25 protein-coding genes and 1 pseudogene are annotated in these 26,443 nt (G+C 32.5%); 7 read left to right on the forward strand and 19 right to left on the reverse strand.

Annotated elements, in window-relative coordinates; genetic code table 11:
* Nucleotides 1-2 precede the first annotated feature (2 nt).
* A complete protein-coding gene (gene modC, locus J3U16_RS07950) occupies nucleotides 3-683 on the forward strand; it encodes a molybdenum ABC transporter ATP-binding protein (protein WP_267342841.1) in 681 nt (226 codons plus the stop codon).
* Here the strand turns inward: modC and J3U16_RS07955 are convergent.
* From J3U16_RS07955 to J3U16_RS07970, 4 genes are all read right to left on the reverse strand, one after another.
* On the reverse strand, nucleotides 662-1,414 hold the full coding sequence (locus J3U16_RS07955) for a UDP-2,3-diacylglucosamine diphosphatase (protein ID WP_065562572.1): 753 nt from the start codon (nucleotides 1,412-1,414) through the stop codon (nucleotides 662-664). The two genes, modC and J3U16_RS07955, sit on opposite strands and share 22 nt — an antisense overlap.
* A complete protein-coding gene (gene ppiB / locus J3U16_RS07960; protein WP_065562573.1) occupies nucleotides 1,407-1,898 on the reverse strand; it encodes a peptidylprolyl isomerase B in 492 nt (163 codons plus the stop codon). Before ppiB ends, J3U16_RS07955 begins: the two co-directional genes overlap by 8 nt.
* A 67-nt stretch (nucleotides 1,899-1,965) precedes the next feature.
* Nucleotides 1,966-2,817: a bifunctional methylenetetrahydrofolate dehydrogenase/methenyltetrahydrofolate cyclohydrolase FolD gene (gene folD, locus J3U16_RS07965; RefSeq protein WP_065562574.1), complete on the reverse strand. Its 852-nt coding sequence runs from the start codon at nucleotides 2,815-2,817 to the stop codon at nucleotides 1,966-1,968.
* Between the two features lie 63 nt (nucleotides 2,818-2,880).
* Entirely contained in the window at nucleotides 2,881-3,573 is a 693-nt protein-coding gene (locus J3U16_RS07970) for a DUF2884 family protein (RefSeq protein WP_267342842.1), read from the reverse strand.
* Nucleotides 3,574-3,852: 279 nt separating this feature from the next.
* Here J3U16_RS07970 and J3U16_RS07975 point away from each other — a divergent pair, with 279 nt between their 5' ends.
* Nucleotides 3,853-4,119 carry a GrxA family glutaredoxin gene (locus J3U16_RS07975; protein ID WP_065562576.1) on the forward strand — a complete coding sequence of 89 codons (267 nt, stop codon included), beginning with the start codon at nucleotides 3,853-3,855 and terminating at the stop codon, nucleotides 4,117-4,119.
* Between the two features lie 46 nt (nucleotides 4,120-4,165).
* On the opposite strand, the gene tsaB is transcribed toward J3U16_RS07975, so the two are convergent.
* The 3 genes from tsaB to rfaD all read right to left on the reverse strand — a co-directional run bounded on the left by tsaB (nucleotide 4,166) and on the right by rfaD (nucleotide 8,012).
* Nucleotides 4,166-4,846 (reverse strand): tRNA (adenosine(37)-N6)-threonylcarbamoyltransferase complex dimerization subunit type 1 TsaB, encoded by a 681-nt coding sequence (gene tsaB, locus J3U16_RS07980; RefSeq protein WP_267330195.1) that lies wholly within the window; start codon nucleotides 4,844-4,846, stop codon nucleotides 4,166-4,168.
* A complete protein-coding gene (locus tag J3U16_RS07985) occupies nucleotides 4,843-6,771 on the reverse strand; it encodes an ATP-dependent DNA helicase (RefSeq protein WP_267330194.1) in 1,929 nt (642 codons plus the stop codon). The genes tsaB and J3U16_RS07985 overlap by 4 nt, the downstream gene beginning before the upstream one ends.
* Nucleotides 6,772-7,085: 314 nt before the next feature.
* Complete coding sequence (gene rfaD, locus J3U16_RS07990; RefSeq protein ID WP_267330193.1) at nucleotides 7,086-8,012, reverse strand: ADP-glyceromanno-heptose 6-epimerase; 927 nt, start codon at nucleotides 8,010-8,012, stop codon at nucleotides 7,086-7,088.
* Between the two features lie 203 nt (nucleotides 8,013-8,215).
* Here rfaD and J3U16_RS07995 point away from each other — a divergent pair, with 203 nt between their 5' ends.
* The gene (locus tag J3U16_RS07995; RefSeq protein ID WP_267330192.1) at nucleotides 8,216-9,304 is read left to right on the forward strand and encodes a glycosyltransferase family 9 protein; all 1,089 of its coding nucleotides are present in this window, start codon (nucleotides 8,216-8,218) and stop codon (nucleotides 9,302-9,304) included.
* 60 nt (nucleotides 9,305-9,364) lie between these two features.
* Here the strand turns inward: J3U16_RS07995 and J3U16_RS08000 are convergent, their stop codons facing one another.
* From J3U16_RS08000 to hinT, 12 genes and pseudogenes are all read right to left on the reverse strand, one after another.
* Nucleotides 9,365-10,276, reverse strand: coding sequence for a hypothetical protein (locus J3U16_RS08000; protein ID WP_267330191.1), 912 nt, complete (start codon nucleotides 10,274-10,276; stop codon nucleotides 9,365-9,367).
* Between the two features lie 29 nt (nucleotides 10,277-10,305).
* Nucleotides 10,306-11,253, reverse strand: a complete 948-nt coding sequence (locus J3U16_RS08005) for a glycosyltransferase family 8 protein (protein ID WP_267330190.1) — start codon at nucleotides 11,251-11,253, stop codon at nucleotides 10,306-10,308.
* Nucleotides 11,254-11,404: 151 nt separating this feature from the next.
* Complete coding sequence (gene msbA / locus J3U16_RS08010) at nucleotides 11,405-13,174, reverse strand: lipid A ABC transporter ATP-binding protein/permease MsbA (protein WP_267330189.1); 1,770 nt, start codon at nucleotides 13,172-13,174, stop codon at nucleotides 11,405-11,407.
* 28 nt (nucleotides 13,175-13,202) lie between these two features.
* Nucleotides 13,203-14,939 carry a lipid A export permease/ATP-binding protein MsbA gene (gene msbA / locus J3U16_RS08015; protein WP_267330188.1) on the reverse strand — a complete coding sequence of 579 codons (1,737 nt, stop codon included), beginning with the start codon at nucleotides 14,937-14,939 and terminating at the stop codon, nucleotides 13,203-13,205.
* 196 nt (nucleotides 14,940-15,135) lie between these two features.
* Nucleotides 15,136-16,614 carry a D-glycero-beta-D-manno-heptose-7-phosphate kinase gene (gene rfaE1, locus J3U16_RS08020; protein WP_267330187.1) on the reverse strand — a complete coding sequence of 493 codons (1,479 nt, stop codon included), beginning with the start codon at nucleotides 16,612-16,614 and terminating at the stop codon, nucleotides 15,136-15,138.
* 20 nt (nucleotides 16,615-16,634) lie between these two features.
* The gene (locus tag J3U16_RS08025) at nucleotides 16,635-17,846 is read right to left on the reverse strand and encodes a glycosyltransferase family 9 protein (RefSeq protein WP_267330186.1); all 1,212 of its coding nucleotides are present in this window, start codon (nucleotides 17,844-17,846) and stop codon (nucleotides 16,635-16,637) included.
* Nucleotides 17,847-18,091: 245 nt separating this feature from the next.
* The gene (locus J3U16_RS08030) at nucleotides 18,092-19,285 is read right to left on the reverse strand and encodes a glycosyltransferase family 9 protein (protein WP_267330185.1); all 1,194 of its coding nucleotides are present in this window, start codon (nucleotides 19,283-19,285) and stop codon (nucleotides 18,092-18,094) included.
* Nucleotides 19,286-20,156: 871 nt separating this feature from the next.
* Nucleotides 20,157-21,176 carry a glycosyltransferase family 9 protein gene (locus tag J3U16_RS08035; RefSeq protein ID WP_267330184.1) on the reverse strand — a complete coding sequence of 340 codons (1,020 nt, stop codon included), beginning with the start codon at nucleotides 21,174-21,176 and terminating at the stop codon, nucleotides 20,157-20,159.
* Nucleotides 21,177-21,389: 213 nt separating this feature from the next.
* A pseudogene (locus J3U16_RS08040) lies at nucleotides 21,390-22,313 on the reverse strand (sigma 54-interacting transcriptional regulator); the annotation flags it as partial.
* A 307-nt stretch (nucleotides 22,314-22,620) separates the two neighbouring features.
* Complete coding sequence (gene nagZ, locus J3U16_RS08045; protein ID WP_267330182.1) at nucleotides 22,621-23,667, reverse strand: beta-N-acetylhexosaminidase; 1,047 nt, start codon at nucleotides 23,665-23,667, stop codon at nucleotides 22,621-22,623.
* Nucleotides 23,667-24,272 (reverse strand): penicillin-binding protein activator LpoB, encoded by a 606-nt coding sequence (locus J3U16_RS08050; protein WP_267330181.1) that lies wholly within the window; start codon nucleotides 24,270-24,272, stop codon nucleotides 23,667-23,669. The genes nagZ and J3U16_RS08050 overlap by 1 nt, the downstream gene beginning before the upstream one ends.
* A 5-nt stretch (nucleotides 24,273-24,277) precedes the next feature.
* Nucleotides 24,278-24,625 (reverse strand): purine nucleoside phosphoramidase, encoded by a 348-nt coding sequence (gene hinT, locus J3U16_RS08055; RefSeq protein WP_267330180.1) that lies wholly within the window; start codon nucleotides 24,623-24,625, stop codon nucleotides 24,278-24,280.
* Nucleotides 24,626-24,983: 358 nt separating this feature from the next.
* On the opposite strand from hinT, the gene rpsF reads away from it, so the two are divergent.
* The 4 genes from rpsF to rplI are packed head-to-tail and all read left to right on the forward strand — an operon-like array spanning nucleotide 24,984 to nucleotide 26,366.
* On the forward strand, nucleotides 24,984-25,367 hold the full coding sequence (rpsF, locus tag J3U16_RS08060; RefSeq protein WP_034882519.1) for a 30S ribosomal protein S6: 384 nt from the start codon (nucleotides 24,984-24,986) through the stop codon (nucleotides 25,365-25,367).
* Entirely contained in the window at nucleotides 25,351-25,662 is a 312-nt protein-coding gene (gene priB, locus J3U16_RS08065) for a primosomal replication protein N (RefSeq protein WP_065563076.1), read from the forward strand. Before rpsF ends, priB begins: the two co-directional genes overlap by 17 nt.
* A 4-nt stretch (nucleotides 25,663-25,666) precedes the next feature.
* Nucleotides 25,667-25,894, forward strand: a complete 228-nt coding sequence (gene rpsR, locus J3U16_RS08070; protein ID WP_025314965.1) for a 30S ribosomal protein S18 — start codon at nucleotides 25,667-25,669, stop codon at nucleotides 25,892-25,894.
* A 22-nt stretch (nucleotides 25,895-25,916) separates the two neighbouring features.
* Nucleotides 25,917-26,366, forward strand: a complete 450-nt coding sequence (gene rplI, locus J3U16_RS08075; RefSeq protein ID WP_065563077.1) for a 50S ribosomal protein L9 — start codon at nucleotides 25,917-25,919, stop codon at nucleotides 26,364-26,366.
* Nucleotides 26,367-26,443: the final 77 nt, after the last annotated feature.

Genomic DNA, 26,443 nt, shown 5'->3' on the forward strand with positions numbered 1-26,443 from the left:
TAATGTTAAATATCAATGTAAGCAAAAAACTTGCCTCGTTTGTTTTCGAATTTAAACATGAAATTAACTGCCAAGGTGTGACTGCTGTTTTAGGGGTTTCTGGTTCGGGAAAATCAACACTTATCAACCTTATTAATGGTTTAATCAAACCTGATAATGGTTATATCAATTTAAAACAAGATAGTTTAGTCGATACAGAAAAACATATTTTTGTCACACCAGAGAAAAGACAAATTGGTACTGTTTTTCAAGATGCACTACTTTTTCCTCATTATAAAGTAATCAAAAATTTAACGTATGGGGCACGATCGTTAAATACAGAAAAATTTGATGATATTGTCAATGTGCTCAATATTGGTTCACTACTTGATCGTTATCCAGCGATGCTGTCAGGTGGTGAAAAACAGCGAGTTGCCATTGGTCGAGCTTTATTAACCAACCCCAAATTATTATTGATGGATGAACCTTTATCCGCTTTAGATATGCCCCGTAAAAAGGAGTTATTAAGCTATATTAATAAACTAGTGAGTGACTTGAACATACCTATTATCTATGTCACCCATAATATTAATGAAGTCAAACGTATTGCTCAGCATGTAGCCGTGTTAGAACAGGGGAAATTAATAGACTTTGATACGACAGAACAAATATTACAAAGTAACTATTTGAAAGACTGGCTATAAAGCTTTAATGTAGTACTATTCTCTTCTTGTTTTATATATGAAACACCATCATGCCAAGCACCTAATACTATTCTGGTTACTGATTCACCATTAATGGTTAGATGATGGGTTGCAGGTTTATGAGTATGGCCATGAACCATTATATTGGCATTATTCTCAATCATCATATCAATTACTGCTTGTGGATTTACATCCATAATAGTTTCTGATTTTATTTGATTATGCTGACTACTCTCTTTTCGTAATTTCGTCGCAATTTTTAATCGAATAAATAATGGTAAGAATAAAAATAACTTTTGTAGCCACTTTTTATGCATGATTTTTCGGAATTTTTGGTATTGATGATCATCAATACAAAGCAGGTCGCCATGTAAAAAAACAATATTTTTATCCTGATTGACTAAACAATTAATATCGCCTAGTAAGGTCATATCACATCGCTTAGCGTAGTCTTTACCAATCAGAAAATCACGATTACCGTGGACAAAAAACTTTTTAATTTGCTTTGAGGATAACTCATTTAAAGCATCCGAAATCTGTTTGTGTAGTGTTGAATCAACATCATCCCCCACCCAATAGTCAAACAAATCCCCTAGAATATAGAGTTCACAGCCATTAGGTAATTGTTTAAGAAATGACAAAAAGCCTGCTGTAATATCAAAATGATGTGCAGCAGGCTCGTTTTCACCGAGGTGAATATCTGCGATAAAAAAGCGAACAGGATTATTCAACCGTTACACTCTTAATCACGACATCTTCAACTGGCACATCAGAATGCATTCCATTACGGCCAGTTTTAACGGCTTTGATCTTATCGACAACATCCATGCCATCCACAACTTCTGCAAATACGCAGTAACCAAAACCATTAATATCAGAAGAACGATAATTTAAATAATCATTATCAACGACATTAATAAAGAATTGAGCCGTCGCGGAATGAGGATCACTTGTACGTGCCATAGCTAAAGTACCACGACTATTTTTTAGACCATTAGCAGCCTCATTTTTGATTGGAGCTTTAGTTTTTTTCTGTTTCATACCTGGCTCAAATCCACCACCTTGAATCATAAAATTATTAATCACTCGATGGAATATAGTGTTGTCATAGAAACCTTCTTTACAATATTCAACAAAATTTTTGACTGTTTCAGGAGCTTTATCATCAAAAGTATTGATCTTAATATCACCTAAAGAAGTATGAAATATAATCATAAGATGTCCTTATTTTCATTTTTTAATTCATAAAAATCATAATACAAATCTGTCTATTATCTTAGACTTACTCGCTAAATCTTTCACATGCCTCTAATGTATTACTCATTAGCATTGCAACCGTCATTGGCCCTACTCCACCAGGTACAGGTGTGATCCAACCGGCATGTTGGCTAGCAATATCGAATTCTACATCTCCAACAAGTTTGCCATCAGGTAAACGGTTAATTCCAACATCAATTACGATAGCACCAGGTTTGATCCATTCTCCCTTAACATAGTTAGGGATTCCAACACCCGCAACAACAATATCAGCATTACGAACATGCTTTTCTAGATCAATAGTTCTGCTATGAGTAATCGTTGTGGTACAACCTAATAACAATAATTCTAACGCCATAGGACGTCCAACAATGCTTGATGCGCCTACAACTGTTGCGTTTAAGCCAGATAAATTAATGCCGGTTGATTCTAACATTTTAACAACACCATACGGCGTGCATGGGCGTAATATCGGATCGCGTTGTAATAAATGACCAATATTATAAGGATGAAAACCATCAACATCTTTACGAGGATCGATACGCTCTAACACTTTTGTCTTATCAATGTTATCTGGTAATGGAAGCTGAACTAAGATGCCATGAACATCGGCTCGTTGATTTAATTCATCGATCAACGCTAATAATGCCTCAGTGGTTGAAGATGGATAATCATAAGCAAAAGAAGCAAAGCCGACATCGTCACAAGCTTTTTGCTTATTTTTAACATAAATTTTAGAAGCGGGATCAGAACCAACTTGTATAACAGCTAGTCCTGGAACAGATAAACCTTGTTCAGTCCGTGATTTTACCTTTTTGGCTATTTCGTTACGTATTTGCTGCGCTAACGCTTTACCATCAATTATTTTTGCAGTCATAAGCGATTACTTCTTTTACCCAATGAATGGGGTATTCTCGCAAAAGTTTTTATTATTGTCTATTCACTTATCGGTTGATTGACTAAGTTCTGTTAAAATCTGTTGATATTGTTTGTCTATATCAGTAATTACCGAACAAATATGTGAATCGAATGCTTTAAGTTTAGGTTTTTGAGCTTTCCATTCATTTTTTGAGATATCTTTGATGGCACCAAAGTTTTTAAAGAAGTTAAATTCTAAAATACTTCCTCCCACAACATTATAAAAAATACGTTCACCGATATCTTGTCCATCTTTTTTTAATTTATTAAAGTTTTGGTAATAAAATTTTGTTGTTCCATTTTCAGTTATAATTGAACGATGTAACAACTTAACTAATCGTTTATATAATTTATTTAATTCGCCATGTAGTTCTCGGTCATCACTTAATTTTCTTGTTATTGCTAGATCGAAAGCAACTTTTACTTCCAATAATAAATCTAATGATTGTTGTTCTAGTTGTGGTAATTGTGATCTTAGACTTTTTTGAAATTCATTGAGATTTTTACGTAATTGAGGGCTAGCTGATATTGTTTTCTTATTAAGTATTACTTTGCCATCATTCTTGATCGATAAATCATTCGACTTATTTACGATTTGGATGTTGTCTTTATTTATCACTATATCGTAATTGGGTTTTACAGCACACCCTTTTTGTGCCGCAAACACTGTTATTGATAAGGTTAATGAAAAAATAACTATTATTTTTTTTAGCATTTTGACATCCATTTAATGGTTGAAATTTAAATTATAGCGAGTAATATCAAATTAGCATCAATTTAAAGAATTAAAAAACCCCGTTCCTCAACTTTTTTTAATAAAAGCAGCTATAAAATAATCAATTAATCATTTAAATGATTAAAACGTATACCTTACACGCTATGCGGATGTAATATCAATAGATATAATCTATTATATCAACTAGATTTATCTACTTTTTTTTATTCAAAACTAAAGTATAGTAATTTTATTCAATTTAACTCATAGAGGTGAAATATGTACGCTGTTATTTTTGGACGTCAAGGATGTCCATATTGTGTGCGAGCTAAAGAGCTTGCCGAAAAGTTATCTCAAGAACGTGATGATTTTTCATATCGATATGTAGATATAAATGCAGAAGGTATTACCAAGGAAGATCTTTCTAAAAGTGTTGGTAAACCGGTTGAAACCGTACCGCAAATTTTTATTGATGAAAAACCAATTGGTGGCTGTACTGATTTTGAAGCATATGCCAAAGCTAATTTGGGATTATTTCAAGACTAAATACTTTTGCACATCAAATACAGATAAACCATTTCGGTGGTTTATCTTAACGCCCCAGCAATTTTTGCCATGTAACTTCATTACGCAAATAAGTTGGCTCGACATCTTCAACTTTAACAACTTCTTTTCTTAACCATTTTTGATGAGCGATAACCACCAAATCTTGTGCTTCTGGTAAGAATACTTCACTAGGCTTAGTTCCTGTTAACATTTCAGGATAAGTTTGCCACCCCGTACCTGCTGAGTAATAATCATTATGACTTTTTTGAATTTTATTGATTACATTTTCAGGTTTGACGACACACTCTGGAATGATCGTTTGCCAATTTTGGTTTTGATACTCATATTGTCCTAAATAGACTTCGCCCATTCTAGCATCTATCGCAGGTATGACTTTCTTTGCCTCTGTTTTCCTATAAGCGCCTTGCGCTAGGGTCATCAAAGTTGAGACACCTATCATCGGTTTATCAATTCCTAATGCTAATCCTTGAGCTACACCAATACCTATTCTTACTCCAGTAAAGCTACCAGGACCTTGAGCAAAAGCAATAGCATCAAGTTGTGAAAGCGTGCAACCTGATTGACTTAAAATTTTATCAACCATTGGTAAGATCTTTTTAGTATGATCACGTGCCGAAATCATAAAATCATGAGTGATTTCATTTTGAAAAAATAGAGCTACAGAACAAGCTTCTGTCGAAGTATCAATGGCTAAAATAGTACTCATTTGGTTTCCAGATTATCTGATTGGTTGTTAGATAATAAAAAATTGATTACCTTGTTAACATCTCGGGTTCTTGGCGATGGTGGTAAACTATTTATAAACGTTGCCCCATAAGGTCGCATAACTAATCTATTATCGCAAATAATAATTGCTCCACGATCATTATGATGACGGATTAATCGCCCAACACCTTGTTTTAAGGTAATAACGGCTTCAGGTAATTGCACTTCATTAAAGGCATCGCCACCTTGCATTTGGCAATCTTCCATTCTCGCTTTCATTAAGGGATCATCTGGTGAGGTAAACGGTAATTTATCTATAATAACACAAGATAAAGTATCTCCCCTAACATCAATCCCTTCCCAAAAACTGCTAGTTGCGATCAATAGTGCATTACCACTTTCAATAAACTGTTCAAGGAGTTTTGATTTGCTTGTTTCACCTTGAACTAAAACCGGTAATTCGGTATGTAAGCGAAAATGTTCAGTTAATGCATTCATCATTGCATAAGATGTACAAAGGAAAAAACAACGCCCTTTGTTTGCCTCAATAACCGGTAATAAAATATTGACAAGTTTTTCAGCATTGCCTCTTTCATTTGGTGATGGTATATAACGTGGTACACACAAAATAGTCTGATTGGTATAATCAAATGGGCTTTCTAAAATTAATGATTCTGCATTAGTTAAACCTAAACGTTTGGTAAAGTAATCTAATTGATTATCAACTGATAATGTTGCTGATGTGAAAATCCAGGCACCTTTACGCTGGATTAATAATTCCTCAAATTTTTCCGTTACCGACAATGGAGTTAATGCAAAGAGAAAAGAGCTATATGAACTTTCATACCAATAACTAAAACCTGGTACATGAGTTTCGGACAATTTTTTTAATAATTGCTGGTATTGGTTAACTCGATCATAACAATTATCTAAAGTTGTGGATCGCCCTATCGCTAATAACAGAACTTCTTTGCAAAAATCAAGCGCATCAAATAAATAAGATAATTCTTGTTTAATATTGGTTTGATTAAATAGATAACGAAGATTTCCTTTATTATTTTGCTGGCTTATCAACAATCTTAAATCTTGGGTACATTTTTGTAGTTTATCAGCACACTGCTGGAGTTGTGACATGTCTTTGACTTCTGTTCGATAAGCCAAATTTATCTCTTTAGCTAAGTCGAACAGTTGTCGACTTGTTAACTGCTCACCAAAATAGTGACACGCAAGATCAGGAAGTTGATGCGCTTCATCAAATATCATCACATCAGCTTTAGGAATTAGTTCACCAAATCCGGTATCTTTCACAACAACATCAGCTAAAAATAGATGATGATTAACAACAACAATATCAGCGTTCATGGCTCTTTTACGAGCTTTAACCACATAACAATCGTTGTAATGTTCACAATCACTACCCAAACAATTATCATTTGTGCTAGTTAAAATTGGCCAAATTGGATTATCTTCGGTAACAGTTGTACATTTACTAATGTCACCATCTTTTGTTTTGATTGACCAATTTTTAACCCGAACCAGATCAGTTCGTAAATTCTTATCTAAATCTCCGGCAGCAGCATATTGATGATACATGCGCTCTAAACAGAGATAATTGGCTCGACCTTTAAGAAGTGAAATTTTACCAGTATAGTTTAAAGCTTTTTTGATAATGGGTAAGTCTTTACTATATAACTGTTCTTGTAAATTCTTGGAGCCTGTTGAGATTATTGCTTTTTTCTCACTGCGTAATGCAGGAACTAAATATGCAAAGGTTTTACCCGTTCCAGTACCCGCTTCGACCACCAATGACTTTTGTGCATTTATTGCTTCAGTGACCTTATTTGCCATATGTCTTTGTGGTTCTCTAGCAACAAAACCATCTATAGCTGTCGCAAGCAAACCATTTTCTGCAAAATCATTAATCACTTAAAATGCACCTAATTAGAAGATAAGCCCAATTTTTTATTCATACTTGAAAAATTATTTAGGAATAATTTGATATGAAGAAAATAGTATTTTCATAAAAAAGAGATGAATTTATTATATTGGAATTGAACAACAAGTAACTTAAATAATCGATATACTATAACAATTATTTACAAGCAGCACTAGATAATATTACAAACTTAAGAAAAATCGCTTCATCAACCCCTCCCTTAATGTTGTGACAATAAAAAGGTTTATTAAGGGAGGATGTTGTTAAAATGATTAAAAATGCTATGGCCCAAAAAGCATAAACTTTATTGGTTATTTAACCATTTCATGTATTCGGTAGTACCTTCAGTCACCGATTTGAATTGAATCGGACAACCTGAATTTCTAAATTTTGTTAAATCAGCTTGCGTAAAACGTTGGTAACGTCCTTCTAAATGTTCCGGGAAAGGTATATACTCAATTTCACCTTTTTTATGATAGTGAAGTACCGCATCGGCAACTGTTTGGAATGATTCTGCTTTGCCGGTTCCACAGTTATAAATGCCTGATACTTTATTTTCCCAAAACCATAAATTGACATCAACCACATCTTCCACATAAATAAAATCACGTTTGAAAGTATCACTTCCGGCGAATAATTTAAGTTTTTCGCCTTTGTGAAGCTGTTCATTAAGATGATATGCAACGCTTGCCATACTACCTTTGTGTGTTTCACGAGGCCCATAAACATTAAAATAGCGAAAACCACATACTTGTGATTTAGCCGTTGGTAATACTTGTCTTACGTATTGATCAAATAAAAATTTAGAATACCCATATACATTCAACGGTTTTTCATAAGCTCTATCTTCGATAAAGTTGTCGCTACGACCACCATAAGTTGCAGCAGAAGAAGCATATAAAAATGGTATATCAAGTTCTAAACAGTAGTGTAGTAGATCTTTAGAATATTGATAATTGTTTTCCATCATAAATTTGCCATCCCACTCAGTCGTTGAGGAACATGCACCTTGATGAAAAATGACATCGATATTTAAATTTTCGTTGGATAAAATGGCGACAATAAAATCATCTTTATCCATATAATCAGCAATATCGAGATCAACAAGATTACAAAATTTTGTCCCATCCTTTAAGTCATCAACAACAAGGATATCTTTAAATCCTTTTTTATTTAGACCTCTTACAATATTACTACCAATAAATCCTGCTCCACCGGTCACAACAATCATAATAATTACCTTTTTAATTAATGAATAAAGATATTATATTGTATAATATCGTTATTTTCGAGTGTTCTTATTCAATCAGATTAAAATATTCTTTATTTGTTTTTCATAATTTAAAAAACATTTTATCTTATTAATGGTTATGTTTTACTGATACAAATTTTGGTACAATAAAAAAATCAAGACAAAACAATTAGACCTAGCCGATGCTTAAAAAAATTATCAATACAATTAGCAAATTAAACAGAAAACGAAATTATTTATTCAAAAATGTAAAACTTTTTATTTTGTCCTTTAAGCTGAAACGGTCTCAATTAGATTTATCAAAAATAGATAAAGTCATCATTCAAGCATGTAAAAATGGACTTGGCGATGCTGTTATCATATCAGGACTGCCTAAAATTCTCGCCACTCACGGTTTTGAAGTGACAGTGCTGACAAAAAAATCCAATGCTTTTTTATTTGAATCTAATCCTTATGTCAGTCAAGTTATTTGTCTTGACAGACCATTAACCAAATCACAGATTCGTGTTTTAAAATCTTTAGAATGCGATCTATTTATTGATCCAAACAATAGAACCAGTTATTCCAATTGGATTTTTAAGATCATTAAGACAATAAAACCTAAACATACTATTGGCTTTAACTATCCCAATTGTTACCGTGTATATGACTCAATCATCACCTATACGGATTTTAGTGCACATTTTAGTCAAAGATTTAGATATATTTTAAATAGAATTAATATACAAACAAGCGAAAATGATTACAAATATGATCTTCATTATTCCGATGAATATGATTTACAAGTTGAAGATCTTTTATCTAATTATCTATCTAAAAAAATCTGTATTTTTAATCCTTATGCATCCTCAGATCGCCGAAGTTTTTCAAGCAAACAGGCACAAGATATCATAGATCTTATGTCGAGTTACCCCAATATAGTAACCATTGTCGTTGGTTTGCCAGATAAAATCAGTAAATTACATCCATCACCAAATATAGTAATTAATCCACTCAATCATTTTTTTCATGCTGCGTCGTTAATTAAACATTGTGATTTTGTTATTTCAGTTGATACCTCTATTGTACATCTTGCCAATGCTTATAATAAACCTTTAATTAGTGTTTATAGTTCTGAGATTGATACTTTTGATCCCCGATATAAAAATAACGATGTGTATAAACCTAATTATGAAAATGCAATACAGATCATTGCACCCGAAAACTCAGCCCAAAATTTAGATATAATGAACTTAAAGCACTATATAGATCAGCTGACAATAAATCTTTAAATCAGATTTCACTTAAAAAATATTATTGTCATGAAGTTTATATAGCGTAAGCTTACTCACTTATAATGAATTAAAAACATCGTTATAAGCCTGTTTTTCGAAAATATCCGTATCAAGAGCACTATCTAAAGACATATTTTTAACCTCTACTTTTAACGCTTTCATGACAGAACTTGCGTGCTCAAAAGCAGGGAGAATATTTTTTTCAAAATCAGATGCTAATTGTGAATAGGTGATATTGTCTGGTGTTTCATAAAATCGAGGTAAATGGAAATTATTTAAATCAACACCAGCTAAATAAAGTTGGTTAAAACCTAAGTAAACGGCTATTTGAAGCGCCCAATAAACAACAGTTTTAGCCGGAAATACGCCATTGACAATATTTGTCTCAAAGGCTAACGGCTCATGTTCCCGATGATCATTATGATAGAAGTAAATACTTTTATTTCGGGTAGGATCTTTTTCAATTTCGGTCAATGTTTGGATCGGTTGATAAGTCAGTTTGAACGCATCTTCAATTAACGCTACTTTACAACAGATGGATTGGTTACCGAAAAGGTTTATGATTTTCACTAAACCATCCACTTGCAAAAATAAGAGAAGATCTGGGTTAGCAATAATTTGTTCTACAATCTCAGGTCGTTGAGAAAAAAAGTGAATATCCGTGATAACGTAAAAATTGAAGTTTATCTTGTCCTTTAGACAATATGAGCCATTTACCCCTAAAGTCAAAACCGATGGAGAGTGTTTAAACGTTATTTGATTAATGGATGGTCCAGAAGCAACCATTACTAATTGACCGGTAAAGGCATGTTTTAATGACTTAAGATCGATGATAGGAATAGTGATCCCTTTATAAGCAAAATCGACTATTTGGCCACAGTCCCCACGACAGATTTTGACATGAGGCCAACGTTTACGGTTATGTTTATAACGCTTAGAATGCGTTAGTCGATAGATTACTTTGAACAATTCATCACTTAATTTCATTTTTATTAATTTTATTTTTTGTTTTTAAGTTTAATATACATCAATGCATATTTTAAGGCTTTCAATAAATGACCTTTTTTAAGAAATTTTTTTGCATAGACTCGGTAATCAGTTGGTCTCATTTTATCTTGATAGCTGTCTAAACCACTATCTCGCCATGGCGTAAAATGTTTATAAAAAAGATACCAATTCTGGGCTACCCCCACATGCTCATGGTACCAAGGTTTCCTAGCTCCTGTAAAATGAATAAATGAAGGTAAATTTTTTTCAGTTTCAAAGAACTTGTCTTTGTCTTTTTCATTAATCCATGTGAATAAGTAGTTCCAACTAGGATCAATGATTAACACATTATTTTGTAATACCATGTTAAGCGCATCTTGATCAGGATAACGCAACTGACCTTTATACGATAATAAAAGCGTATTTACTTTCTCTTCGGTGTTAAAATCATTCCAATTTTTTACATTAATATATAAAAAACCTGAATTAAAATAATGTGTAGTTGATAAGTTTAATCGTTGAATATTTTTAGAAACGTTTTCATTATTTAATGAATCAATACAGGCCGCACACACGACATTATCGATGTCGATATTATTTATTGCAGATATATCTTTGAAACAAAGTATGTCAGCGTCTAAATAGATTAATTTATCCACTTTTCCATTTAATAAACGCGGAACAAGTAGTCGAATAAACATGGAACGATTAAGATGCTTTATCGCATGTTCGTTATCATATTTGTCCAAACATGCTTTAGGTATAGGATAGACGATAATGTCTGAGCTTAAACGACTCAATTGATCAATATCGTCTTGCTCGACATCATTAAGAAAAACATGAAATTTTAACGCATTATTCATATTGTTAAAATAAATTGATTGAATAGCTATCGCTACATATTTTAAGTAATTTTTATCTGAGCAAAAAGCGATGTTTATCGTATTATGTTTGTTCATCTAAATTATTTCCATGATTCACCATCTACTACAAATAATATTTTTAAATTAAATATCTTGCAATTATTCTTTTTACCCTCAAAAATCCAATAGTAGCAACTTTTCCGATTTTACTAATACAGCTTTTGATTATAGTTTACATTCACTTAATTCATTGAAATTGTTTACCTGTGTATAAATTAAAGTATATTCCTTTTTTCTCTAATAAAGCTGCGTGATTACCTTGCTCAATAATATGTCCATCATCAATGACTAGAATCTCATCGGCATTTTCAATCGTTGAGAGTCGATGTGCAATCACTAAAGAAGTTCGGCCTTTTTGTAATTCATCTAACGCTTTTTGAATGGCACGTTCAGATTCCGTATCTAATGCAGAGGTCGCTTCATCTAAGATTAAAATAGGGTTGTCACGCAATAATGCTCTTGCAATAGCGATTCGCTGGCGTTGACCGCCTGATAATAATACTCCACTTTCCCCGACTTTTGTGTCAAAACCTTTTTCAAAATTCATGATAAAATCATAAGCGAAAGCTTTTTTAGCGGCTGCTTCGATTTCAGCTTGTGAATACTGATCAAGTCGACCATATGCAATATTATTGGCAATGGTATCATTAAACAGAAAAACATTTTGCGAGACTAATCCAATTTGGTTCCTTAAACAAAACAGGGTTAAATCTTGAATGTTATGTCCGTCAATCAATATTTCACCTTCAGAAATATCATAAAAACGTGTCAGTAAATTTGTGATCGTCGTTTTGCCTGAACCCGAACGCCCAACAAAAGCCACGGTTTTTCCTGCCGAAACAATAAAGCTAATATCTTGGATCGCAAGTTGTTGTCGGGTTTCATAACCAAAACTAACATGCTTAAATTCAATATCCCCTTTTACACGCTCAATGTTAAGTTTACCCGTGTCTTTTTCGACAGGTTGCTCCAAAATGGAAAAGAGTGTTTGACATGCCGCCATACCTTTTTGAAAACTCGCATTCACACTAGTCAAACTTTTAATAGGTTGCATAAGCGCAACTAAGGAAGAAAAAACAACCGTAAACTCACCCGCTGTGATATTTAAATCTGGATTACTTGCCGTTAATAAAACAAAAGCAATTGCAAATGAAATAACTAACTGAACAATTGGGGTAGAGAGCGCTGAAATAGAGACAAGTCTCATACCGTCACGACGAAACTTATTACTTATTTTAACAAAATTGTTCGACTCTTCGTCTTGTGCACCAAATACGATGATCTCACGATGTCCTTTTAACATTTGTTCAACAGACATGGTGACATTACCCATTGAATTTTGCATGTTTTTAGCTAATCGTCGGAATTTCACAGAAATAAACGTAATTAAACCAATAACAATGGGAGTAATGATGATCAGTGACAATGATAATTGCCAACTGTTATAAAACATCGTATAAAATAATCCACAAATAAACGCTGATTCACGAATAATGATAATTAAAGCATCGGATGATGACGAGGCTACCTGATCGGTATCGTAAGTTATGCGAGACAATAATCGACCATTCGAATTTTGATCGTAATAACTAACCGGCGCATCGACAAAATGGTTAAATAACCTTTGTCTAATCCGCATAACAATTTTACCAGAGATAAACGCTAACGAAACCGAATAGCCATAGTTAGCTATACCTCGTAATAAAACCAACCCAAAAATATAGATGGGAGCCATAAATAAAAAACTTTTATCACCATCACTAAACCCTCTATCTAAAAGGGGTTTTAATATTGCTATGAGTGATGTATCGGCAAATGCACTTAAGAAAAGTAATAATACAGAGACAAATAAAATGAGTTTATGCTCAATAATATATGGCCACAGTTTCAAAAACGTTTGCCATGTTGATGAATCTTTATCGAGATCATGCTTTTCTTGTTGATGTTTTTTAGTCATATTGTTCTTCATAAATAAATTAATGATATTACGCATTAAATTGCATTTTATGCATTTGAGAATAAATACCATTCAGCGCTAAAAGTGATTCATGATTCCCATCTTCAATGATTTTTCCCTCATCAATAACTAAAATTCGATCGGCTTTTTCAATGGTTGATAATCGATGTGCAATAATGATAGATGTACGATTTTTTTGCAAAATTTCAATGGCTTCCTGTACCAATCGTTCGGATTCATTATCTAATGCTGAAGTCGCTTCATCTAAAATTAAAATCGGGTTATTACGTAACAGAACTCTGGCAATTGCAATCCGTTGTCGCTGTCCTCCTGATAGCAATACGCCGTTATCACCAATTTCAGTATTAATACCTTGTTCTAATTTATCAATAAACTCTAAAGCATTTGCTAATTTTGCAGCGTGCATAATGGCTTCTTGAGAATGTTTTCCTTTCTCTCCATAAGTAATATTATCGGCTATTGTTCCATTGAATAAATGCACGCGTTGCGATACATATCCAATCTGGCTTCGTAACGATTTTAATGTGTAATCTTTTATATTAATCGAATCTAACAGAATTTCGCCGTTTGTTACATCATAAAAACGAGGAATTAAACTGGCTATAGTGGATTTACCGGCTCCAGACCGTCCAACTAATGCAACCGTTTGCCCCGCTTTTATCGCAAAACTGATATCATTGAGTGAGGGTGTATTTCGAGTAGGATAAGTATAGGTAACATGTCTAAACTCTATATTACCATTAACTTTATCTTTCTCAATTTTACCTTCATCCTCTTCTAAAGGTGAATTTAAGATCCCAAATAATGATTCACAAGCTACCGCACCTTTTTGTAATTCAACATGTAAACTGGTTAATTCACGAAGTGGGCGCATAACCGCAACCATAGCAGAAAATACAACGGTAAAAGATCCAGGCGTGATATCCAAACTTTCACTGGCAACCAGATACAAGATGCCCCCTAAACCTAAAGTTGCAATCAACTGGATGATTGGCGTTGACAATCTTGAAACAAATTCAATTTTTAATACGCCACGTCGCACTGTATCAGTTATCTGGCTAAAATTACGTTTTTCGTAATCCTTGGCATTAAATATTAATACCTCTTTATGACCGTTTAACATTTCATCGGCAGCGGTGGTAATTTCACCCATCCCTTTTTGCATCGATTTAATGGTTTCTCTAAATTTTTTGGCAATAAATTGTGCGATAAAAATGATTAAAGGAACAATGATAAATAGTACTAATGCTAATTTCCAACTACCATAAAACATGACGCAACAAAGTCCAATGGCGTAGGTAATTTCTCGAACCAAGATAATTAATGCATCAGATGAAGCTTTGGATAAGAGTTGTGTATTGAATGTGATAACTGACACAAGGTCACCCACAGAACTCTTATCATGGAAGCTAACGGGGCTTTTAACAAGATGATTGAAGATTAACTGCCTAAATTTGGTGACAACTTTGCCCGACAACCACGATAGACAGTAGGTCGATGCGTAGTTTGACAATCCTCTTAACAGTATTAAACCAATGATCGAACCAGCAATGATCATCAATAACGAATAATTTTTCCCCATTAAACCATGATCCAATAACGGTTTTGTAAGAGAAATTAGCGTAGCATCAGTAGCGGCATTTAATAGCAATCCAAACACGGCCGCAATTAATGCTTTTTTGTATGGTGCAACAAAAGGCCAAAGCAGTCTAAGTGTTTTCCAAGAGGTATATTTGTCCGACATAAAGTTAATTAAAAATTATCAAAATAATAGGTATTATACTACAAATAACGATGTCTCGTTAGTTTAATAAATGCTTAAAAGAGTCTTAGTTAATTATTCCTACAATAAAACTTCGTTAATTGAAAATAGAATAGAATCTATGCATCAAAAAAAATGCATATCTGCTCGATATGCATTTATATCACCGAATCGTCGATTATTTTTTACATTTAGCGACTAACTGAGAGGTTGAATAACCTTCTATACGTTCAAGAATAATGGCCTCGCCACCATAACTGACTACTTTTTGCGCTTCAGGCCAATTATCAATGGTGTAGCCTTCTTTCGCAATCACATCAGGTCGAAGTTCTTCAACAATATGACACGCATTATCTTCACTAAATACGATGACATAATCAACAAATTCGAGTGAAGCCAGTAACGTGGCTCGAGTGTTTTGATCTTGAATAGGTCTATCAGCACCTTTATATTTTTTTATCGAATCGTCTGAGTTCACTCCCACAATGAGAATATCACAAACATTTTTAGCTTGTTGCAAAGAACTTAAATGCCCTAAGTGTAACAAATCAAAACAGCCATTTGTAAATCCAATTTTTTTTCCTTGTTTTTTTAATTCATCAATAATTGGCTTAGCATCGGATAAACTGATAATTTTATTTGTTCGAGTACACTTAATTTCACATTTTTTTGTCGTTAATTTTGCTTTTAACTCATTAAAAGAAACTGTTGCTGTGCCTAATTTTCCAACCACAATTCCTGATGCAATATTGGCTAATTGCATCGCTTCGGCAATTGGTGCTTTTGCACCTAAAGCAATACCTAATGTGGCTAAAGAGGTGTCTCCTGCGCCTGAAACATCGAAAACTTCTTTAGCTTCTGTTGGTATTTTGACAATGAAATTTTTATTTTCACATGAAATATAAGCCATTCCATATTCACTTAAGGTCACAATAATATTTTTAATACCATATTGTTTTAAGAAAATATCAGCACCTTGTTTCAATTCATCATCAAATTGTGGACTATCAGGATTGAGTTTAATACCTGTTGCATCAAAAAATTCTTTGATATTTGGCTTAATTAATGTCGCTCCACGATACTTAGAATAATCATTACCTTTTGGATCAACAATAACTGGAATATTAAACTTTTTACAAAGATTAATAATCATCTGAGTGGTTTCTTGATTAAAAATACCTTTATTGTAATCCGATAACAAAACAATATCGGTCATCTTAATGGCTTGCTTGACTAACTTAGAAAATTTAGGGAGTAATTCAGGTACAAACGGAAGTAGCTTTTCAGCATCAGCACGAAGTAAATGATTATGATTTGCGATGAATCGTGTTTTGATAATAGTTGGATGATTTTTCAATCGATAAAGATGACTATGGCTTCCTGCATTTTTTAAAAGTGAAGTAACAAGCTTACCGTTTGTGTCTAAACCAACAAATCCTAAAAAAGTAGGTTTACAGCCAAGAGACGCTAAATTTGCCGCCACATTACCTGCCCCACCTAACATTACCTCTTCATGATCCAATCTGAAAATGGGTACGGGTGCTTCAGGAGAAATCCGCTCTACCGTCCCATACAAAAAACGATCCAACATAATATCCCCAATGACCGTTACTTTAGTATTTCTAAATCTATCAAGGTAAGAATAAAATTGATTCATATTAATATTTCCAGTTTATGCTATTTCAATATTTTTTTAATTTCTTCTAAAATCGAATTTGGTTTGATACTTTTCATACAGATATGATTGTTGTTCTTATTGATACAATATGATGCCCATTTATTATTTATCCATTCGCATGTTAAAGGACACGCACTGGAAGAAATATTGACATTATCTGAATAACCATAAAAGTCTGCAGAAGTCGGACCAAAAATCACGACTGAAACACCACCTTCTAAAGACTTTCTTAAATGAACCATTCCACCTTCTCCGTCAATATGTAACATGGAATTTTTCAAAATAGCTTTCAACTGATTTAACGTCGTTTTTCCAACTAAGTTTAAATCCGTACCTTTAATTAACTGACATCTATCTGTCGATACACCTAATTGAACAATATTGTACTCTGGAAACGCTGTTTTTATCAGCCTGACTAATTCATCATAGTACTCAAGCGGATATAATTTTGTGGATTCACTTTGAGGATTTGTCCCATCCACCCCACGATTAAGCGTAATAAACTTTGTATCGGCTAATTTTAGATCTTTTAAAACTTTTTCATCATTAGATAGTGCTGGTAAAAATTTATAATTATTGCGATCAATATTTAAAAAACCATAAATATCTGGTTGTTGCAATCTATTTTGATTATTGATTATAGAATACTGAATACTTAATGAGTCAATTTTAGGTGGATCGTACACAATTTTACCATTTATTCGATAAAAATCTTCATACAATTTAACCAATTTTTTTAATTTCAAATTTACATTTGACGGGAGTAAAACTAAATTATTTTTAACTATTAGTGGAAAACGATCTATTTTAAAATCAAGTAAGTAAGCTACTCGATCGTGATTCCACTCATCTTTATGATAGATATTAAAAACTGATTCCCCAATCAATTCTTTAACTAATTTGGTATTCTTTACGAAAATATCGATAGTTTTAATTTCATCTTTCAAATAATCTAAGAGATAACTACAGTAATTAAGATTAATTAAGATATCACCGATTCCCCCTGTAATGAAAAAAGATAAACGATCTAAGCGATATTCAATTTCATAGGGTTCATTAGTAATCGGATCAAATTTTTGCTTGTTTGATTTAAAGTCAAAAAGTTTACACAAATTCCACCACAACAATTTGATTGCAGCTTTTTTATACTTATTGGAATAAAGTGATTTATATTTGTTAACTTTTTGCTGTAATTTATCAAAATAATTCATAATTGAATTCTTATTTACTCATATCATTTAACTATTTAAATATATTTATAATAACCTTACTTTGGGGCGGGCTATTATACCTTAAAATAAAGGAAAACTTTGAGAAAAATTTCTAATAATTAAAATTATTTTTTATAACAAAAAAGCTGAATAAATAAGTAATTGTAACTTAAATAAATAATCTTGCTATTTGACTATGCTAGTTTAGTCATAATGCTTTCTAATAAAATGACAATGTTCAATAATTAATGAATGTTTTCATCATGCTTTAAAAATTTTTTGACTTGTTCAAAAACAAAATTTGTATCTATAGATTTCATGCAGATATGGTTGTTGAGACTATTGATGCAAGTTTTTGCCCATGTTTCATTTAACCATTCGCAACTAAATGGGCAAGATTTAGAAGCAATATTAATATTGTCATCATATCCATAAAAATCGGCAGAAGTAGGCCCAAAAATCACGACAGATACCCCTCCATTTAAAGCCTTTCTTAAATGTACCATTCCCCCTTCACTATCAATATGTAGTACAGAATGCTTAAGTAATACTTTAAGGGCGTCTAATGATGTTTCGCCAACCAAGTTTATATCAACATTATCAATAAGTTGACATCGATCGGTTGATGCACCTAATTGAACAATTATATAATTTGGATAATGGATTTTAATAAGATTCACTAAAGCATTATAATTGTTTAAGCTCCACAGTTTAGTGGACTCAATCACATTACCTTGATTATCAACGCCCCTGTTGATAGTGATATATTTACCTGACTTGAGCCTTAAATTGTTTAATATTCGGTTTTCGTGAAATATTTTAGGGGTATACTTAAAATTACGACTAATATTTAATAAATTAGCTATATCAGGTTGTTGTATTCTTTTATGTCCATTGATAAGCGAAAACTGATTAGTCATGCCGTCCATAAAAGGTAAGTAATCAAAAAAACGGGTATTTTTCTTGTAAAAATCTTTATAAAGGTCAATAAGTTTAAGCAATTTTTTATTTTTAGAATGCTTTGAATAAATAAGATTATTTTCTAAAATTTGCGGGTATCTTACTAAACCAATTTTTAACAGATATTTGCCATTTATCGGTTCTAAATTTGAATAAATATTAAATTCTGTCCCACCATCTAAGGATTTTACCATATCAGCATTATTGACAAAAATATCAAAGACGATATTGTTAGGCTTTAAATATTCTCGTAAAAAACAAGCGTAGTTAAAACCAATTAAAATATCGCCTATACCCCCAGATAAGAATAAACCTATTTTATTTAGATTTTTCCTGGATATTTTATGTTTACTGATGTTTAAGCTAATTAATTGAACAAAGTTCCACCAAATTAATTTAAGCGCAATTTTCTTATTATTGACACTATATTTTGTTTTATATTTATTAACTTTTCTCTGTAACTCTTTAAGATAACTCATAATTAATATTACCTCATGTATTAATTTGAATTTTTCCATCCATTGCAATTCGTAATTTTAAAACCGTTATCAATTAAATGGATTAATTGGTTGCTATATTTAATTTTTACATCAGAATGCTAATAGCATCTACAATCTACCACTTTTCTGACTTTTTAATCTCTGTATTACGCATTACTTTAAGTACTATTTTTGCAATTAGATGAAACATTCAATTATTCTTTGATAATATTAGTTAATATTCAGTTAAAGATTCAATATCTTTTAATCAAGCAAAAAAACTTATACAAATCTTACTATTGCTATTTATCATAGAGCTTAGCTCATTTTATATCTGTAATATTTAACACTATAATATATCTTTTAAAGTACAATTATCAATCATATCTTAAAAATATTTGTTACGATTGTGCTCTAAATTTACAAATCAACACACAGCCAAAATTTTAATTTTTTCAATGCTATTTAGTCTATAGCCAATTATTAAAAAATGCTTATATTGCAATTAATATTTTTATTTCAACTTTCTGCTTTTTTGCTAATTTCATAAAATATACTCTATTAGAGATTTTTTGTTTATATAACCAAACAATTTTATTGACTCTTAATTCTCTAATTTTATTAAAGTGCTATATTGAATCAATGATAACTGTTCAACATTATTTTATAAGAAACTAACTAATATTATCAAACTAAATATTGGATGGCGCTAAGTTTATACTATTCGTCACTAAAATGGGAATTAAAGGTCGTAAAGAATAGTCTTTAAGATTTATTTTTATAAAATTAATTAATTTATTTAATAATGTTAACCAACATGATCTAAAATTGTACAATTATTGATATTGTGTAATATATGTTATACAAAAAATTATATTGAGAGTCTTAAATGATCTAATGTTTCTTTTATCCGTTTTATAACCATTAGAATATCTAATTCACTTATCGGATCGCCTGCTTTTGTAATTTTATTATCCTGAGTAAACAGAAGATTAACATTTGTTCCAATAGGAGCCCAAACTTTATTTAGATTAAAACCGGCATTATAACGATTATTATAAACAGCGATCATTGGTTTGTTATAAGTTGATGCAACATGTACAATTGATGTATCTACACTGATGACTAAATGACATAGCGAAACAAGAGCTGATGCCACAATAAAAGATGGATTTCTATTAAGATGAATATTCGGTAATTCATCAATACCACAAATTTGCTTCTGTTCTCCGACAATAATGGTAGTACAATTTTTTTGTTGTGATAAAAAAGCATTAATTATTGTTATTTGTTCATGCGAAAAACTTTTCGCTTCAGACGATCCAAACGGATTAAAAACAATAATAAATTTATCCGATCCATTACACACTTCATCAATAAACTTTTTGGCTGTTAATAATTCATCATGATAAATATTAAGATGATATTGAACACAATTATAACTAATTTTCAGAAGATCTAGAATCATACAGCTTCGTTTAGTGATATGAGCGTTCACCTCGTTAAAGTCAATTGAAGTATCATATTGTAAGAATTTATATTGATTAAACCCTATGGTATGCGTAGGGTTAAAAGATGAGATAAGTTCAACCCTTCTAAGACTATTATCACCTTCATCATAAAGATCAATAGCAAGATCTATCTTGATATTCTTTTCGGTTTTACAAAATTTTTTTATCTTTTTTTTATTAAAAAAGTAGGCGTTGTCGACTTCAATGAAACCATTAAATAAGAAGTTTAACCGTTCATCCACAACAACATTCACTTGATAATTATTCCGTCTTAACTCATTAATAAGAAAAGAAGCAACAATTGCATCACCGATACCAAAATCGCACATGACAATTAATATTGAGTGATAATTATCCGCATCAAATACAGTATTTTTCAACTTTCGTTTATTAAGTTGATTTGTTTTGAAATTATTCTTAATTTTTTTAATTAAAAAATTTCTATATCGATTAAGTTGTTTGAAGGAATTAATCATTCTTTATTATCTCGTCAATTTTCCATAATAAATGTTTCAGCAATTTCATCTTTTAAAACAAATCAATCATTATTATTTTATTATTTTATTATTTTATTCTTTTATTATTTTTATAAATTAATCATCTATTCGATTAATGCCATAATTCCGTAACTTATTGGCTATTGATGTGTGTGAAACGCCTAAACGTTTCGCGAGTTTGCGCGAACTCGGATAGTTATAATACAACTGTAACAAAATCTTTTTTTCGAATTGTTTGGTCATTTCATCAAGTGTTTTATTTTCGATATCATTGATCCAAGAAACTTGGGTCGAAGTTATCGTAGGTAGAACAATATCTTTTACTGTTAATTGTGATGATGTCAATTGAGATAATGCGGAATAAAGTACATTTTTAAGCTGTCTTACATTACCTGGCCAAGAGTATTGCGTTAAGTAAGGAATAACATCCTGACTCACTTTTGGCGGTGTAATACCTTGCTTATTAGCAAATTCATCAATGAAAATATGAGTAAGTGGTTCTATGTCATCCTTGCGCTCTTTTAGTGAAGGTAAATTTAAAGACAATACATTCAAGCGATAATAAAGATCTTTCCTAAACTTTCCTTGTTCCACTAACTCAGCTAAATCAACTTTAGTCGCACAGATGATTCTAACATCAACGTAAACTTCGTTATCGTCACCTACTCTTCGAAAATATCCATCATTAATAAAACGTAATAATTTGGTTTGCATTTGGAATGACATCTCATCAATGCCATCAAGTAATACAGAACCACCATTTGCTTGCTCAAAAAAACCTTTTTTACTTTCAACTGCTCCGGGATAAGCGCCTGCTGCATGTCCATAAAGTTCACTTTCAACAACATCATCGGGCATTGCTGCACAATTTAAACCTAAAAAAGCTTTATCACCCCTAGGACTATATTGGTGACATGCGCTAGCTAATAAATCTTTACCAGTCCCAGTTTCACCAGTGATTAATAATGGTTCTCGTTGCACCGAAAATGCTTTAGCTTGAGCAATCAACTTTTGCATAGCTTGACTTTGAACGGCAAAAATATCAAAAGCATGACTGCCAACAACATTGATTTTTGATAGTCGTCTTTTTAAATATTCAACCGGTTGTAAAACAAAAGTAATTTTGAATGATTCACGGACTTTTTGCAATAAAAAATACTGCGAATTTAAAACAATAATAGCATCATCATGCTGAGTTAAATTGAATGCTGCATCCAAATTAAATACATTTTGATAATCAAATTTTTGATTTAAATTCAATAAATTAACAGAAAATAGCGCTTTTGCTACATTATTATAAGCCAACAGTTTTGAATTATTATCGATTTCAATGATGGCTGCTTGCATTATAATTTTCCCACTTTTCATTTAACTTCATTAAATTGTTATGACGAACTTGCCACTCATGGCTATTAATTAAGTCAACACAATTGATTTTAGTTGTCGTCAATAACTGTTTCGCTTTATCAGTTAGTAATGATTGTTTTTTATTTAAATTAGTCAACGCATCTAAAATAGCTAATGTGCCATTGCGGTTATTACATGCCAATAATAAATCACAACCAGCATTAAGTGCAGCTTCTGCTCGTTGAGCATGATTACCTAAAATCGCTGCACCTTCCATTGATAAATCATCCGAAAATATAATGCCATTAAAATGTAATTGTTCACGTAATACAGTTTTAAGCCAAAATGCTGATCCGCTGGCTGGTTTATCATTAAATTCAGGATAAATGACGTGAGCAGGCATAATGGCATCAAGTTTCTTTTCTGCGATCAATTTTGCAAAGATCTGCATATCATTTTCAATAAGTGCTTTAGAGCGATGATCTATTGGTGTTTCTTTATGAGAATCAGCAATCACATGACCATGACCTGGAAAATGTTTACCCGTTGTTTTCATCCCTGCACAATGCATACCATCAATCATAGATGATGCAATTTGATAAGCAATATTGATATCTGAATGAAAGGATCGACTACCTATTGCTAAACACTCATGGCCTAAATCTAATACCGGCGCATAACTAAGATCGATATCGTAGGCAATCAATTCTATAGCCAACAACCAGCCAGCATCGAAGGCCAATGATTTAGCCTGTTCGATATCATTAAGCAATGCGAATGATTGAGCAGGAGGAATATGGGTAAAACCTTTTTTAAAGCGTTGAACTCGCCCCCCCTCATGATCGACCGAAATTAATAAACGCTCAGATGTGGTAGCACGAATCTGTTTAATCAGTTCAGTTAATTGTTCTGGATCTTCGTAATTACGACTAAATAAGATGATACCTGCAACCAACGGATTTTGTAGAAGCTTTACATCATCATTAGTTAACGATGTTCCTTGCACATCAATCAATAAAGGCCCCATTACTCCGCAGCCCCTTGAACATTATTCGATGGCACATCTTTTGATGTTACCCGTTGTAAAATTTCACCAGTTTGCGTTGAAAGTAATTCCATAGAAAGATTTGCATTATCATTTTCTGATGGAGATTTATAAAGTGTAGTAAAAAGCACATATCCAGCATTCATTGATTTTGCTAAACCTATCATTTTGCTTCGTGATACAAGTTTATCATCAGCCGAAATACCTAATGCTTGTTTGGCTCGGTTGATAGATTGCCTATCAGCGACAGTAAAAAGATTTTGTTTATTCATTAAGCTATGTAACATTTCATCAACCTGATTTGTTGCTAAATAATCACCACTGCGATTTTGAATATCACTAATCAACAAAACTTTATTGCCTTCAATTGAGGATGAAGATTGCATTATTTTATTTACAAGTGGTGATAAAATTGTATTCCAATCAATTGTCTTTGCAATCTGTGGAGGCGTATCTACTACACCTGGATCACTCGGTGTTTCAATTGGGGCTTTAACTTCAGTTTTTTGATTAGAGCCTAAAAGTTGACAACCAGCCAAGCTTAAAGCCAGCATACTAATTACTGCGGTACGTTTAAACTGTTTCATATAAGTTAACCTATTAATCGCCCTAAATTTTTACCGCCTAATAAATGCATATGAATATGAAAGACTTCTTGTCCCGCATCCTTATTACAATTCATAATTAAACGGTAACCACTTTCATCAATACCTTCCTGCTTGGCAATTTTAGCTGCCACTACCACCATATGACCAAGCAAAGCTTCATCAGACGCTTCTATATGATTTATGGTTGGAATTAATTTATTGGGAATAATTAAGATATGTGTAGGAGCTTGAGGAGAAATATCTCGAAACGCAGTAACCTTATCATCTTGAAAGACAATATCAGAAGGAATTTCACGGCGAATAATTTTACTAAAAATGGTTTCTTCAGCCATATAAACACTCCCTAGAAAAATAGCTATTAATCTTAAATTTTTGTTCTGTTAAGAATAGCATACTTTAATGACAAAAATGTATAGATATCGTTACATTTTTATATTTACGCTTCATATTTTGATAAAAAAAGTTGAGGAACGGGGTTTTTGAGGGAGCTAGTAGCCGTTTTTTTGATGATTAAGACTATATTTTGCTCGTAAATAGCCAAATCGTATTTTTATAACTTATTCATTTGTTAAAGAGATTAATTTGATATATAATGCGCCGTCGATTTCAACCGCTCAATTTTCATGTTCCTTGCTTTCAATGGGTTGCGGTTGCCCCGACAGAAAGCTGATTAATCCGTAGGGAGCGATAATGCGTCATTACGAAATTGTATTTATGGTTCACCCAGATCAAAGTGAACAAGTACCTGGTATGATTGAACGTTATACTGGTACATTAACCACTGATGGTGGAAAAATCCATCGTTTAGAAGATTGGGGTCGTCGCCAATTAGCCTATCCTATCGAAAAACTGCATAAAGCACACTATGTGTTAATGAATGTAGAAGCTACTCAAGAAGCAGTCAATGAACTTGAAGATAACTTCCGTTTCAATGATGCAGTAATTCGCAGTTTAATTATGCGCACAAAACACGCTGTAACTGAAACATCACCTATGCTAAAAGCTAAAGATGAACGTCGTAGTTCAGAAGAAGATTATAGCGATGTAAACATGGACGATGATTCAGAAGAATAATCGTTTAGTTTTGTCGGGTTTGGTTACCAAAACCCCGATAAAAAAAATGAGTCCCAGTGGGATTTTACACTGCCAGTTTTATTTAGAACACGTTTCTGAACAAATCGAAGCAGGATTCCCAAGACAAGCATGGTGCACAATGCCAGTTATTGTCAGTGGACAACAAGAGTTAAGTTACAGTATTAAAAAAGGCAGCAAAGTATTAGTAAGTGGCTTTATCAGCACACATACTAAACGAGATAAAACCAGTCAATTAGTTTTACATGCTGACCAAATTAAACTATTAGGAGAATAGCCAAATGGCACGTTATTTCCGTCGTCGCAAATTCTGCCGTTTTACAGCAGAAGGCGTTAAAGAAATTGATTATAAAGATGTTTCTTTATTAAAAAGCTATATCACAGAAAGTGGTAAAATTGTACCAAGCCGTATCACTGGTACTAGCGCAAAATATCAACGTCAATTAGCTCGCGCTATCAAACGCGCTCGTTACTTGGCATTATTACCATACACTGACAACCATCAGTAATTAGCAACAGAGGGAACATATAATGCAAATTATTCTACTCGATAAAGTTGCTAATTTAGGCAGCTTAGGTGATCAAGTTAATGTTAAAGCGGGTTATGCTCGTAACTTTTTAATTCCACAAGGTAAAGCAGTACCTGCGACTAAAAAGAATATTGAATTCTTTGAAGCGCGTCGTGCTGAATTAGAAGCAAAACTAGCAGAAACGTTAAAAGCCGCAGAAGAGCGCGTATCTGAAATCAATGCATTAGGTAAAGTAACTATTACTTCTAAAGCGGGTGATGAAGGTCGTCTATTCGGTTCAATTGGTACTCGTGATATCGCTGATGCAGTTAAAGCTCGTGGTATTCAAGTATCAAAAAGCGAAGTTCGCCTGCCAAATGGTGTATTACGTACTACTGGTGAACACGAAGTGTTATTCCAAGTACATAGCGAAGCTTTTGCTAAAATTATTGTTGAGATTATTCCTGAATAATCATCAGATAATAGCAATAAAAAAACCCGTTTACTATAACGGGTTTTTTATTATATCAATTTATTTTTTCTATCTAT

The organism is Gilliamella sp. B3023, assembly GCF_026536845.1.
GTDB classification, from domain to species: domain Bacteria; phylum Pseudomonadota; class Gammaproteobacteria; order Enterobacterales; family Orbaceae; genus Gilliamella; species Gilliamella apicola_E.